Genomic DNA, 13,298 nt, shown 5'->3' with positions numbered 1-13,298 from the left:
TACGGTAGCTATCATTGGCAAGCAAGTGCGCCTAAATGGGTTAAGCTGCCAAGCGTCCAAGTTTTACCGGTGCTGTCCGATAACCAAATGCTGTCCGTCCATTGGTTGGTGTTGGTAATGCCAATACCCCGATTGCTGACCTGCCAAGTCACCTCAATGCTTTGGCCACTGTAGGCCGTGGTGTTAGTGGCAATGCTGTCAACGGTTAAGTCAGCATAAGCAATCGGCATGACATCCACCGTATCACTCATTTTGACATTGTTACTCTCTAAGCCATTTTCCCAGACTTGATTGCCACTGTCGGTCTTAACGAAGATTTTGCCATGACGGGTAAAACCTGGAGCAAAGTGGTAGGTAAGACTGTCTGAGTAGCTGTTACCCACGGCTAACCCACCGTTGTGGGTCTTACGACCTAATACGATGTCATCATTGTCGCCTAAGATATCATTGGCAGAGTAAATGACACTGTCTGTCCAGCTTAGGGTTTTACCCAAGCCTAAGCCTTGATTACTGACTGTCCAATTCACTGTCAGACTTGCCGGATCACCAATGGTTTGGGTCGGTACTTGGATTTGGCTTACTGTGAGGTCCGCATAGCGCTGACTGCGATGTTCATCGCCAGGGCTAGCGTATTATTGTCCTCTAAGCGATTTTCACGATTGCGGTTGTTCGCATCCGTGATAATCACCAGCGACCAATCGCCTTGTAAGTCAACGGGTAATTCATAGCTAAACTGGTTGGCAACTTGAGTGTTAGCCGCTAAGGTCTCATGGCTAATTTCTTTGAGCAGTATCGCCCCAGCCCCTAAACTGCCATTTTTAGTTAAATAGACCTGGTCAACGACGTTGCTGGCTGCTTGGCTACCGGCATTGACGGTGTTCCAAGCAATTTGCAGACTTTCACCGCCTTGACGTGTGCCTGTGGTGGTGATGTCACTTACCCTTAAGTCAGGTGAAACAATCGCAAGGGTGCCGGTGATTTGGTTATCAGTGTCATTGGACTCTTTGATGTAACCACTACGATCAAGGTCTAATACCACCTGCCATTGACCATTGGCTAGGCTTGGCACAGTGGTGGTGTAGGTTTTGGTTTGTGTGCTGTTGGGCATCATAACCAAGCTGTCTAGCGGCAATTGCTGGCTAACACGTTGGTTAGGGTTTTGGCTGTTAATAAAGGTGATCGTGTGATAGGTACTGGCATTAACTAAGTCAGTACCGTTATTTTCTAAGTCAACGCTAACGGTTAGTTGCTCACCCACCGATAACGCTGAGGGTAATACCAAGTTTTTAGCCACTAGGTTGGCGTAAGGTTCAGGCGCAATGCTAATCGGCTGGCTACTCACCACGGTGTTGTTGCCCCGTTGATTGGGCTCATAGGTGTTTTGGTTAGCATCGGTGACCACAATCAGGTAGTAGTCACCGAGTAGATTGGTTGGTAGCGTGATGCTTTGACTTTCCTGATAGCTTGCCCCAATGCTCAGTTGTCCTGTGTGCGATTTACTGCCTACTAAGATAGCATTATTGTCAAGCACACCGGTTTTCGATAAGTAGATTTGATCAACCCAGTAGCTACTGGTAGCGGTAGCAATGGTACCTTGGTTATTCACCTGCCAACTGACGGTGGTGGTACGCCCTGCTTCCGCTTTTTGTGGTATCGTGGTCAATGTCGGTAACAGGTCAACATAGGTTTGTTTAATGGCAAAGACTGGTGAGGTGTAGGTGTTATTAATTGCCGTGTCTGGCTCAAGTTCACTGTGGTTGACATCAGTCACCACCACCAGTTGATAGTTGCCTTCAATGTTACGCGGTAAGGTTAGCGTTTTACTTTGACTGTAAGAAGCCCCTTTGGTGAGTACACCGTCATGACTGACTTGCGCAAGGACAACGCCACTGTTGATCGACTGCCCTTGACGCACCAGAACAATCCGATCCACCCAGTTAGTGATTTGGGTGTCTTTATCCCCTTGGTTAGCAACTGTCCAGCTAATGGTCGCTAGATAACCTGATTTGGCATCGGTCGGTATCGCAATGCTGGTGACGGCTAAGTCGGCATAAGCCTTTTTGTTGCTGTGTAAATTTGCCGTCTGTTGGTTGTTTTGTTCGGCATTGTTTTGTGGGTTGACTTCAAAGATAATGCCCGCACCCGTGATGTTACTGTCTGCAGTAACGCTGATAACAAAGTCACCATTGCCTTTGATGCCTTCTGGTAGCGTAAAGTCAAATTGACGCGCTCGGGTTTCACCCGCCGCTAGCCGCTGTTGGTCATTAAAGGACAGTGAGGTGTCAACAATAACAGCCCCTAGGCTACCATCAGCATTTTTAGCCCGTACCGTGATACGGCTTTGGTAGTTACTGGGTAGCGCCAAGGTGCCTTGGTTGGTATCCTGCCACGTTAGGCTGACTTTATCACCCGCTTGTACTTGGCTGTTGGTAATCGTTAGGTCATTAACCACCAAGTCAGGCCCCTGCCATCAGGCTTACTGATGCTTGGTTGTCACTTTCATGGCTGATGCCTTCAGATTCTTCAATCTGCTGCTGACTGTCGGTGCTGACGGTGATGGTAAACTGACCAATACCGTTGATACCTTCCGGCCAGATAAAGCTCGCTTGGTTGTCTCGGCTGCTGCCGCCTACGGCAATTTGCGCCGCAGTAACAGGTATGTCAAAGCTTGCCACGACTTTTTGCGTGGTGTTGTTGTAAACTTTAACGGTTTCTACCCAACTGCCCTTAGCCATTTGAGCACCGGTGTTATTGGTCTTCCAGTTAACTGTGACCGCTTGGTTTGGTTGCCAGTTACTTGTTGGCACTAGACTTACATCACTAACCGTTAAGTTTGGATAATCGGCTAATAACGAGGTAAATTGCGCTCGTATAATGTTATTTTCTTCATCCGCACCAGCTTCGATTTGATTGTTTAACGTATCCGTTTCAATTACGATTTCAAAGTCACCGACTCCCGCTAAGCCTTGGGGCAGACGAATCGTGGTATGCCGCGCTTTACTTTCATGCGCAAGCAGTTGACCTTGTGTGGTTTCATCATAGCCAACAATACTTTGCGCAATAATATTACCCGTCACTTTTTCTTTAATAATTACGCGTTCTTTAAAGTTACCTTGGGTCGGTGTAGACCCTTGATTGGTCGTTGTCCAGTCAATGTTAATGTCTTGACTTGAAGTAATAACATCGCCCACTGTTGGTGTTACTTGGATATTGGATATAACCACATCTATTGTCCGTGGCTGCTCAATTAGCGATATCGGACGTACTTGTTGCCCTATGTCACTGGTTAAGGCGATAAAACGATAAGGTACTTCGATGCGCTTACTACCTACTTGCTCAATCACAATTGAATAAGTGCCTGATACGCTAGCCACAAACTCTTTATCATCAAAGGATTCGCCTATCGATTGATAACGCCCATAAGGGTCAATAATACGAACACGAGCCTCATAGTTATACCCCCAACCATACTCACTATCATAGCCATACTGCCGCGCCAGTAAGTTTTGGAAATCAAGGTAGATGCGTTGACCAGCTTGTACCTCTAATTGGTATTCATCCATGCTACCATCAGGCATCAATCGACCTTGGGTAATTTCGCCAGGCAGTAGCGTTTTACCACTATTTACTTGACTTAATTTCAATGCAAAGCTTTGACTTGCTTCAACATCGGTCTTTATAATTAGCGTATAGTCGCCTGCTTTGGGAGTAATTACTTGAAGATTTTCATATAAGTTATTACTGGCGACTTGCGTCCCTGTGGCATTGTCAATGAGTTGCCAGTACACATTGCCGTTTGAGGTAAGCACATCAACATAGAGCTGACTTTCCTTATCCAGATGTAACTGATACGTTTGTTTTTGTGCTGCAGGTGTTAATACTCCAGTAATTGCTTCATTTAGTACGACTGTAGCACTGATGTTATCAACCTTATCAATCTGAAAATCTACTTTATTGGTGTAATTTTCAGTATTTTGACTATCAAAGATTAAATAATACTTGCCATCACTTAATAATTTAGCTGACTGACTATCCTCATAGCTATTACCCGCAAGGATTTGTTGGCCATGCGCATTGATAATGCGCCAAGCTGTGCTACCGTTTGTATTACCTAAAATATTAAAGTAAATTTCATCGCCCGCTTGAGCATCAAACACGTATGCTTTTACTTGATTTTTAATTTGATTTTCAGTAGTACTTGCTTGTCCTAGGCTAATTGGCGTCGCTAGTTTAGTGAGATTACTTAGTGCAAAGTTTGCTTCAGAAACATTGTTATAGCTGTAGCCTTGATTGATGATTAACTGATAGTTGCCTTTATTAAGCTCAACTGGCTGATCCAATCTTGTGGTAACGATTTTACCGGTTTCATCAGCCAGTACGATTTGCTGATAATTATTATAACTATACCAATTTGTTGATTTGTTATCGAGATAATAAAGCCCTGTTTCCTCAACAGCAAGTTTAAAGACCTTAAATTCATTAGCATTAATACTACCTTGCCAGTTATTGATCGCCTGATCATCACTGGTCATAACGATATCAGTATAACTTGGCAACAAATTAAGATTGTTATTAACGACACGTGAGACTGATAATTGCAAGGTACCTACACGTCCATTGCCTAAATTAGTATTATCAATTGGGTTATATGAAGCATTTGGATAACCACTAATACCAATATAATAAACCCCAGTTGCTGACGCCGTGTAATCGAGTGGACTATCATCAACACGGCTAACTTCACTACCTGCTGCATTAAAGACACGTGCATAGCCGTCGAACGTGCCATTAGGCGTGGATAATTTTAATATTTCCCCTTTGACCAAATAAACCCTATAAAAATCAACATCTGTGGTAGTATTATTATCCCCAATATTAACCGGTACGACCTTGGTTGCATTGAGTGCCACAAGAACTTCTTGGGCATTGGCAATAGTATTACTCACCTCAGTTGCGGTGTTGACATTCGCATTACTGCGACCAATGGTTACTACTTTAGGCTCGCTAATCGCCACAGTCGATTTAATGGCTAAGTTATAAACATCTGTACTGGTAATCTTTTGGGTAAAGTTACCGTCTGCACTGCTGGCAATTTCATTGCCGTTTTTATCCAACAATGTTACCGATACGCTATCATCGTTAATCGTTAATGTATCTTCATTCGCTAGCATTAAGCGATAATAAAAGGTATCGGTCGCATTACTAAGGGTTACTGATTTACTTTTGTTATTCTCTAAGGTTAAATCAATGGGATGACTTAAACTGATAGTCGGTACAAAGTTGATTAGCTTAAAGCTGTATTGGCTATTTGCTTCAATCGTATTACTTATTTTAAAGATATAATTGCCCGGATTTAAATAAACTTGACTATCCTTTAAAGTCGCCAAGTTAGTATGACTAAATAGTAACGTACCATCAGGATTTAATAGCTCAAATCTAATATTGCTGTTTGATGCGGTGACTTGCGTGAGTTGATAGTATCCGGCTTGACTTACTTGAAATTGGTAGTTGTCTTGGTCAGAAGCCGTATTGAACTGCCCAGAAATTTCTTGATCTACCATTAACGGTTTGGTTTGTTTGACCGTTTGCGTTAATCGGATATTAAAATCGGTAGCACTACCAAACGCAGCATTAAGTTTATTAATAATGAGATAAACTTTGCCGGTGATACTGGGCACAAAGTTTGCAATTTGATAGGCATAGCGATTATCAGCTAGCACTCGGCCTTCTTCATCAACCAAGCGATACATAAATTTATAATTATCAACATTTTCGAATTTAAAGCCATATTGCTGCCCTGCTTGCACATCTAAGGTATAACTGGCTAAGCTACTATCAGCGGCTACTTGACCACTTAACACCCCATTGTTATTGGTCAAAGTTTTAGCTTCGCTGACAATATCAACAAGCTTGAAGTCATAACTTGGCGTTGTGGCACCCGCTGCATCAATTTCGATACGATAATTACCCGCTGGCAGATAGAAATTTTGTAGTGATGTCTCACTAGCACTTAAACTGCGCACATTTTGCTTTAAATCAGCCCCCAACAAACGAATGTTGTAATTCCCATTTCTTATAGAAAGTGCAATATTTTTAGCGCTGTCTAAGCTAAAATCAAATTGCTGAGCATCCCCAGCAATTAGCTGCCCAGTTACCTGTTGACCCAATTCAATCGTTTGATGATGTACCTGATAATCACTAATCAATACATTGCGTAGTGAGGGATAGTCAGCTCGGTTATTATTAGAATTATAGTCATTAAAACTAACCAGGTAATACTCACCCGTGGTTGGAATAGTCACTTTTTTTGAGTAATCATTGTTACCCCAAGTTTCATAACGAGTAATTTGCTTGCCGTCCTTATCCAATAGCAACCAGTTTTGACTTGATGTGTTCGGACTACGTGCATCAATTAAAATCGTTTGTCCTTGCGACGCTTGTAATTTCCAAGCAATAGGTAAGCGTGAATCATTTGCACTCCCTGTCACTTGCTCATCTAGTGGTAATTGCGCTAAGGTGGTCACATTAAGAATGTTAAAGCCATAACCTAGGCGCCACTTCGATTGGCAGTTTTATTGACTTGAAGCGTGTAGTGACCTGCCGCTAAATCTATTAGTTGCGTCTGATTACTAATATCAGTAACCTTACCATCGCTATCCATTAGCTTCATTACCATATAACTATTAGCATCTACATAGTTTGATAATAGATATTTATCCGCTTGGGTAATCTCAAAGGGGTGATTAATTTGATCCTGATAATTAAAATCCCCACCTTGATACGCATTACCAATTTCATATGCGACGTTAGTTATAGTGCCTGTTTGTAATGAGTAAGTATGGGTTTCCGTACTGTGTGCAGGCACCTCAAGGTAATAAACCCCATCATGTGGCACAATGAAGACCATATTCTGGTCGTACCAGTGCCCATTTCGACTCTGATAGGCATTGCCACTTTGAAGCAATTGGTTATTATCATACAGATTAACATTAATAGAGTTACTAATATTATTAGAAGGGGTCGCAGAGATAGCATAACGTTGACCAGCCACCAAGTTGACCGCTAAGAAATGGGGTTGAGTCACGCTCTCAGGCGCAATACTAACCGCTTGGTTAGGGGTTAAGGTTTGAATAGGACTTAAATAGGCTGTGTAATTTGTATTATAGTAATACGTGTTAAATTTAACGGTGTAACTGCCCTTTTCCAATAAAATCTTATGGTTTGTTGCACCTGCCAACGATTGAACCAATTGATTATTGCTGTCATAGATTTCTGCTGAAATGTAATAATACAAGTTTAAAGAAAGGTAACTTGTATCAGTCACATTTAAGGCATAACTAGTCGTTTTATAGCCATTAATACCGTTAATTGTGGTGGTAGTATTTAGTACTAATGGTGAGTTAACCACAGGGTTAGTTTCTGCAACGACAGGTTGTTCTGACTGTCGACTGATATTAAGGGTATAAGACACAGTCGTTGCTAGCTGTGGATCAAGCCAAAGATAAAAATCGCCTTTCGGTAAGTTAATGATACTGTTGCTATCACTCAGCGTGGTTTTAGTAATTAGGTGATAATACTTATCATATAAACTATAGTTATAAGTTTTATCCTGAGTATCAACAGTATAGTTACCTGGCTCTGTGACATGAATGGCTTTAAGCTGGGCTTGGTAACTGGTTTCTGGCGTATAATCAAAACTTAATGGCAGTGCTACAAAGTTATCATTTTGACTAGCGGCTAATAGGCGTAATTGATTCTCCCCAGTAAAACGACCATTATTGGACAATGTAATACGATACTCACCTTGGTTTAGCGATAAGATTGCCTCACGGCTATTTAGAAGCACGTTTTGATTGGTGATCTTGTTGACCACGCTCCAACTAATACCGCTATCCGGTTGTATTAGGAAATCTAACGCCAATAACCCAGTATTTTCTAATGTGATATCATAAACGTACTGACCGCCAGGTTGAAATTGAATAGAATTTAAGGTGGTTAATGTGGTTGTAATAGGTGCTTGCTTGGCTTGTTGATACAATGTGAAGTTATAATTGCTTTTTTCAGTATTGGGTGCCCCTTCAATCGACAACCAATAATCGCCATCCTCATTAACCGTAAGCACACCATGATCGTTAGTTAGATAACCGTTATTAATCACCTGATTGCCACGATTGTCAAATAATGACCATTGACCTTGATTTGTGGCATCACCTTTAAAAAATAAACTATCGCCTTTGCTCACTGAGATACGAAACAGTTTTGCCTGATTACTGCCTGTTAATTCCCCTGTGACCGCCTGATTTGTTGTTAATGTCTCTGCCGCTTGCTCACCTAAAATTCTAAATTTATAATTATCAACCGTTTGGTTATTACCGTCCACTGTTAAACGATAAGTCCCTGGGGTTAATACCTTAAATTTATCTGAGCTACCCGTTAACGCTTGTGAGCTAAATTGATTAACTGGCTCGTTATTGACAATACTATCAAGCTGCCAATTAATGTTATTGCCTTGCACCCCGTCAAAGAACAGTTTACTGGTTTCAGTAATCACCAGTTCATAAACATCCTCCTCCCCCGGCTGTTCAATACTACCCTGTATGTCTTGCACCCCAGGCATTAAGTCAGCTGACATTAAAAGCTTGGGTTCCAATGCTTCTAATTGCCATAGGTTTTCGTTTTTAATCACATTTTTTTTAGTTTTTTTATTGTGTTTAGGTGATTTAGCTGACATGAACGGTTCCTTTAAGGATTTAAACATAGTATTAGTCAACATTATACTCAAATACAATACTTTTATCTAATATTTTTATCGGTTCGTCAGCTTTATTTTATGAAATGTTGTTTTTGTTTTTTATTGGCGTAGTCACTCTCTAAAAATTCTTGAGGCTATTGATTGAAATATCTTAGAACCTGTTCATGATTAATTTTTTTAGGCAAAAATGAGATAAATCGCCCGCTTTTCAAGGAAAAAACGCAGATTGATAGTCATTCTATCAAGCAAGTTTTTGACGCAGAAAAGCAAGATTTAGCCATTTTTGGCAAAAAAACAGGGGCAAAAAGCCCCTATTTCTGTATATTAACTTGTCAATAAAACAGCATATAACAAATCATGATTTTCAGCTTTATAGACTATAAGTATAAAGTTTAAAGATGCGACTTTCATGCCATCACCAATAAAAAATACCATATTGCATTTGTACTGCACTTTATCGTAGTATTGCAATACTGATAAATAACTTTTGGAAAATCACCATGCGAGTCGAAACCGCCGCCTCAATTTTTGATGATGACGACAAACGCTGTCTTTGCCAAGTCCACCGCAGTTATGGGTTAAATGGCTTTGTTTATATCGTGACTGTTTCTTGTTTTGATAAAGATACAGGGGCGATTAACTGGTATCACGGTGTCATCCCACAACATTTTCAGGATTTTAGTGAGGCTGAAAAAGCTCAGATTCTACGCCTGATTATGGAACAAGGCGGGGATGTGTGGCGACTGCATGAAAACCTTGATTCTTCGGTGAACTATTTACAGGGATTAAGCAATGACGGATAACCAAACAACACCTAAAAAGCCAACCGATGAAAAATCCGTCGCCTTAACGGTACGTCTTGATGAGAACTTGGTCAATGAATTTAAACGGGTGTGTGCTGAAAAAGACTATTCCCAGTCTTTTGTGATTCGTGAGCTGATTAAAAAGTATTTGGCGGATAACAAACAGCGGGATTTGTTTCGTTAATTGTCCAATCACTCTACCCCTATCTCCCAAATCCCCTAGACGGTTGATGTCTCAACGCTTTATCTTGTTCCAGTTTTTCTGCGGTCAGTTTTAATTGGGCATAGCCTGACAAGTCATACGGGTGACTGTCCACATAGGATGTTGCCTGTTGCTGGCTCATGGGCTATTGTTTGCCATTGGCATCGACTTCATGCAAGATGCCTGCTTTGGCGTATCCCACGATTTGTTGTTTTACCTTAGTGAACAACTGTTTAAACGGTTCGATTAGGGCTTTAGCAAGGTCTGAAATAACGCCAATGCTTGATTTAAGTTGGTTTGTTGAGTTGTGAAGTCGCTGAGCGTGGTCGCCATAGCCGCTTGTAACTTTTCTAGCTCGCTGATTGAGTTGGATAAATCGGTTTGTTTGCTCGTCATAGACTGTTGTGAGTTTGCTAAGGTGGTTATTTGTGTTTGTAAGTGCGTGAGCAACTTTTCGATTTCGCTGTCGTTGGTGGATTGTATGCTGTCTAATTGGCTCAAGGCTGATTGTATCTTGGTCTGTAAGCCTTGATATTCTTCTCTGCCTGATTTGAGCATTTTTAACTGTTGTTGATTGGTGGTCTTTAATTCGTTCAAGTAAGCTTCCACTTGGGTCAGCATCGGCTGATTCTGATTTTTGACTTCCTGCTCGATAATCGGCATAAGCTTGGTCAATAACCTCGGTATTAACTGTGATAGGGCGTCGTTGATGAGTGCTTGTTGCTCTGCCTTCATTTGTAGGAGATAATTGTCCATGTTGGCATGTAGCTCGTGTGACAGCTTGTCCAATGTGGTTTGTAATAGCTGATTGGGATGTTTGGGTAGCATAGCCTAATCCTCCTGATTTTGAATGTTCTGATACGCCAAGTATATCCCCCATACCACCAAGATAAAGACCATGATACCTATCATCGCTATCATAAAGTTGCTCCAAATCCCCCACTTGAAAAGTACGGTGGGATTCACGCCCAGTGAAAGTAGTAGCAGACAGCATAGGATGATCGAAAACGTGAGTGGCAGCTTCTTCACCAGAAGAAATTGATGCCGTACCTTCTTTAAATACTGGTCTTGGGCTGTCATCAAACCCTGAAACTGCTGGTGTTGGTTGTCCATTTGTGCCGCTAAGTCCGACTGGACTTGGTTCGCTTGTTGGTTTAAGCTGGTTTGCACTTGCTCGATTTGACTCAACAATTGCACTTCGGTCTGCTGGATTTGCTCTTGTAACGTCGTTTCGATTTTCTCCGCCAACGTCTTTAAGGCTTGTTGCTCGTTGTCTAAAGTTGTAGAAATATGGGTTAAAGTCTCTGAAAGGGGCTCGAATGTGACCAGTTGGTCGATACGTGAAACAAGTGTTTTTTTGTAGCTCGGTTATCTTTGCTACGTCCAAACGCTGACTGCTTGTTAGCTCTTGGCTTAAAGCGTTTAGTGAGTTCTGCACTTCGCTTTTCACAGAGTCGCTGATAATCTGCTTTAAGCTTTGAAATTCGCTCGTTATCTGGGCTGTCACGGTGTCTTCGATGGTTTTTTGTTTGGTCAAATTCTTCTCCGAGAGTTCCCCGAGATTCAAAGGCTTTTTCATAAAACGCACCTTGCAACCGAATGGGACGGCTGCCCCCATGCGGATTTTTTATCGACATGGATTGGTTTTTGATGGCGGTGATGGCGTAATGCTCAGATAGATAACGAATGATATCATCTCGGTTATTGACCGTCTCATTCATAAAGGCGGTAGTCAGCTTCTTATCAATGTCAGCCAGTGTGTCTTTAACATTTTGTGGCAATAGACCTCTTTCCAAACCTTAATAGTGATTTGGTATAATACTGATTTTTAGAAAAAACAGCAAAAGCATGATACCCGAACAAGCAGAAAAACTCAGTGACGCACAATTTAAACGCTACTTTGGCATCCAAAGAAGTACCTATACTCATATGCTCACCATACTACAAGAAGCATACAACGAACAACACAAAAAAGGTGGCAGGAAAAATGAAATCAGCCTAGAAAACAAGCTCATGCTGACTTTGAGTTACTACCGAGAATATCGCACCCAATTTCACCTAGGGCAAGACTTTGGTATCAGTGAAAGTGCTGTCTGTAAAACCATCAAATGGGTAGAAAGCATACTGATAGCCCACAAAGACTTTGCCCTACCTAGCAAAAAGGCTTTATGGCAAGACCCAAACCTTGAAACCGTACTGATAGACGCAACCGAAGTACCTTGTGAGCGACCCAAAAAAAGCAACGCAGGCAATACTCAGGTAAAAAGAAACACCACACCTTAAAAGCACAAATCGTTGTCGATAAAAACAGCAAAAAAATACTTTGTACCCATTTTAGCAAAGGTAAAACCCATGACTTTAAACTTTACCAATACTCAAAAATGCGTATAAAGCCTAGTATCTTAATCCAAGTAGATTCGGGCTATCAAGGCATACACAAACACCATGCCAATAGCAAATTCCCAAAAAAGAAAACCAAGCTTAATCCACTATCTAAAGTTGACAAACAAGCCAATCGAGAATTAGCTTCTGAACGGGTAACCAATGAACATGTTATCGGCAAAATCAAACGTTTTAAAATCCTAGCCTGTCGTTATCGTAATCGCAGAAAACGCTTTGGCTTAAGGGTTAATTTGATTTGTGCCATTTATAATTTCGAGTTGGGTTAGTTTGGAAAGAGGTCTAATTACTAGTACGTCAACAGTTCATCATACCTCCCACTACCGTAGAAAAAAACCACCAGCCCCCAACAAAAAGATTTACTCAACCAAAACCGCAATGGGTTAAAGACGAAATAATCCATCTCAAAGCTATCATGGGTAAAAATGCAGGATGTCGTAGAATTGCTATAACATTTAACCAACGCCATCAACATCAAAGCGTTAGTAAAAGCTATGTTGCAAATATCATTAAAAAACATCAATATGAAATTATGCAACAACGACGCAAGATTAAACAAACCCCACCCTATCAAACGGCAGTTAATGATATATGGGCAATTGATTTGAGCTTTTACACCCTCGATAATCATATCAACATTGCTTTTTGGGGATTCTAGACCATGGCTCTCGAAAAGTATTGGGACTGATACCACTAAAACAAAAATCTAGTTAGATGATATTGTCTTTACTATGTCTAACAATGGCAAAATATGGTAAACCTAATAAAATCCGTACAGACAATGAAGCGATATTTAATAGCCGAATTTTTAAGAGCTTTTTAAAATCTGTTAATGTCGTACATCAGCCAATACCAAAGGCTTCTCCTTGGTGTAATGGGCGAATCGAGAGATTATTTGGTACGTTAAAATCTATTTTACGATTGTATCGTTTTCAAAATAATTCTCAGTTTGAACAGATGTTGCATAGATTTGTATATTGGTATAATTACTGCCGTCCACATCAAGGTATCGATGGGAAGATACCTGAGTATGTGTGGCGTTATGGTAACAGAAAAAAGCGGAAATTGCTGAAATGTTCAAAATTGTCTAAATGAGAAAAATATATGATTAATTGAGAGTTATGAATGAACTTGATTTATA

General features: G+C 41.0%; 12 protein-coding genes. 5 read left to right on the top strand and 7 right to left on the bottom strand.

The window, feature by feature from the left end:
• Positions 1-11: 11 nt before the first annotated feature.
• From ACGTJS_RS04895 to ACGTJS_RS04880, 4 genes are read right to left on the bottom strand one after another with little or no spacing between them, the layout of a single operon-like run.
• On the bottom strand, positions 12-533 hold the full coding sequence (locus tag ACGTJS_RS04895; RefSeq protein WP_410473226.1) for a hypothetical protein: 522 nt from the start codon (positions 531-533) through the stop codon (positions 12-14).
• 44 nt (positions 534-577) lie between these two features.
• Positions 578-2,452: a CARDB domain-containing protein gene (locus ACGTJS_RS04890; protein ID WP_410473225.1), complete on the bottom strand. Its 1,875-nt coding sequence runs from the start codon at positions 2,450-2,452 to the stop codon at positions 578-580.
• Between the two features lie 4 nt (positions 2,453-2,456).
• On the bottom strand, positions 2,457-6,524 hold the full coding sequence (locus tag ACGTJS_RS04885) for a hypothetical protein (protein WP_410472989.1): 4,068 nt from the start codon (positions 6,522-6,524) through the stop codon (positions 2,457-2,459).
• Positions 6,525-6,547: 23 nt separating this feature from the next.
• Positions 6,548-8,731 (bottom strand): LEPR-XLL domain-containing protein, encoded by a 2,184-nt coding sequence (locus ACGTJS_RS04880; protein ID WP_410472988.1) that lies wholly within the window; start codon positions 8,729-8,731, stop codon positions 6,548-6,550.
• Positions 8,732-9,252: 521 nt separating this feature from the next.
• Here ACGTJS_RS04880 and ACGTJS_RS04875 point away from each other — a divergent pair.
• Positions 9,253-9,555 (top strand): hypothetical protein, encoded by a 303-nt coding sequence (locus ACGTJS_RS04875; protein WP_410472973.1) that lies wholly within the window; start codon positions 9,253-9,255, stop codon positions 9,553-9,555.
• Complete coding sequence (locus ACGTJS_RS04870) at positions 9,545-9,739, top strand: CopG family ribbon-helix-helix protein (protein WP_410472972.1); 195 nt, start codon at positions 9,545-9,547, stop codon at positions 9,737-9,739. Before ACGTJS_RS04875 ends, ACGTJS_RS04870 begins: the two co-directional genes overlap by 11 nt.
• A 264-nt stretch (positions 9,740-10,003) precedes the next feature.
• Here the strand turns inward: ACGTJS_RS04870 and ACGTJS_RS04865 are convergent, their stop codons facing one another.
• The 3 genes from ACGTJS_RS04865 to ACGTJS_RS04855 are packed head-to-tail and all read right to left on the bottom strand — an operon-like array spanning position 10,004 to position 11,538.
• Complete coding sequence (locus tag ACGTJS_RS04865; protein WP_410472971.1) at positions 10,004-10,585, bottom strand: hypothetical protein; 582 nt, start codon at positions 10,583-10,585, stop codon at positions 10,004-10,006.
• A gap of 3 nt (positions 10,586-10,588) precedes the next feature.
• Entirely contained in the window at positions 10,589-11,005 is a 417-nt protein-coding gene (locus ACGTJS_RS04860) for a hypothetical protein (protein WP_410472970.1), read from the bottom strand.
• A 47-nt stretch (positions 11,006-11,052) separates the two neighbouring features.
• Positions 11,053-11,538, bottom strand: coding sequence for a hypothetical protein (locus tag ACGTJS_RS04855; RefSeq protein ID WP_410472969.1), 486 nt, complete (start codon positions 11,536-11,538; stop codon positions 11,053-11,055).
• 67 nt (positions 11,539-11,605) lie between these two features.
• Between ACGTJS_RS04855 and ACGTJS_RS04850 the strand changes: the two genes are divergently transcribed.
• The 3 genes from ACGTJS_RS04850 to ACGTJS_RS04840 all read left to right on the top strand — a co-directional run bounded on the left by ACGTJS_RS04850 (position 11,606) and on the right by ACGTJS_RS04840 (position 13,252).
• Positions 11,606-12,426, top strand: a protein-coding gene (locus tag ACGTJS_RS04850) for an IS5 family transposase (protein ID WP_410471559.1) whose coding sequence is annotated in 2 segments (ribosomal slippage) — positions 11,606-11,990 and positions 11,990-12,426 — 822 coding nt in all. Because the reading frame shifts where the segments join, the coding sequence is not laid out codon by codon here.
• Positions 12,427-12,572: 146 nt separating this feature from the next.
• Positions 12,573-12,815: a hypothetical protein gene (locus tag ACGTJS_RS04845; protein WP_410472987.1), complete on the top strand. Its 243-nt coding sequence runs from the start codon at positions 12,573-12,575 to the stop codon at positions 12,813-12,815.
• A 56-nt stretch (positions 12,816-12,871) separates the two neighbouring features.
• Positions 12,872-13,252, top strand: a complete 381-nt coding sequence (locus ACGTJS_RS04840; protein WP_410472986.1) for an integrase core domain-containing protein — start codon at positions 12,872-12,874, stop codon at positions 13,250-13,252.
• Positions 13,253-13,298 lie beyond the last annotated feature (46 nt).

Origin of the sequence: Faucicola mancuniensis (assembly GCF_046523945.1) — a bacterium.
Classification (GTDB): Bacteria; Pseudomonadota; Gammaproteobacteria; order Pseudomonadales; family Moraxellaceae; genus Faucicola; species Faucicola mancuniensis.
Note: the sequence above shows the minus strand (reverse complement) of the source record. Positions and strands in the feature narration are given on the sequence as shown.

What these genes read in the sequence shown, in the direction of transcription:
- ACGTJS_RS04875 (WP_410472973.1), top strand. Translation starts at nt 9,253, where the DNA reads ATGCGAGTCGAAACCGCCGCCTCAATTTTTGATGATGACGACAAACGC.
- ACGTJS_RS04865 (WP_410472971.1), bottom strand. Translation starts at nt 10,585, where the DNA reads ATGCTACCCAAACATCCCAATCAGCTATTACAAACCACATTGGACAAG.
- ACGTJS_RS04870 (WP_410472972.1), top strand. Translation starts at nt 9,545, where the DNA reads ATGACGGATAACCAAACAACACCTAAAAAGCCAACCGATGAAAAATCC.
- ACGTJS_RS04845 (WP_410472987.1), top strand. Translation starts at nt 12,573, where the DNA reads ATGGGTAAAAATGCAGGATGTCGTAGAATTGCTATAACATTTAACCAA.
- ACGTJS_RS04840 (WP_410472986.1), top strand. Translation starts at nt 12,872, where the DNA reads ATGATATTGTCTTTACTATGTCTAACAATGGCAAAATATGGTAAACCT.
- ACGTJS_RS04880 (WP_410472988.1), bottom strand. Translation starts at nt 8,731, where the DNA reads ATGTCAGCTAAATCACCTAAACACAATAAAAAAACTAAAAAAAATGTG.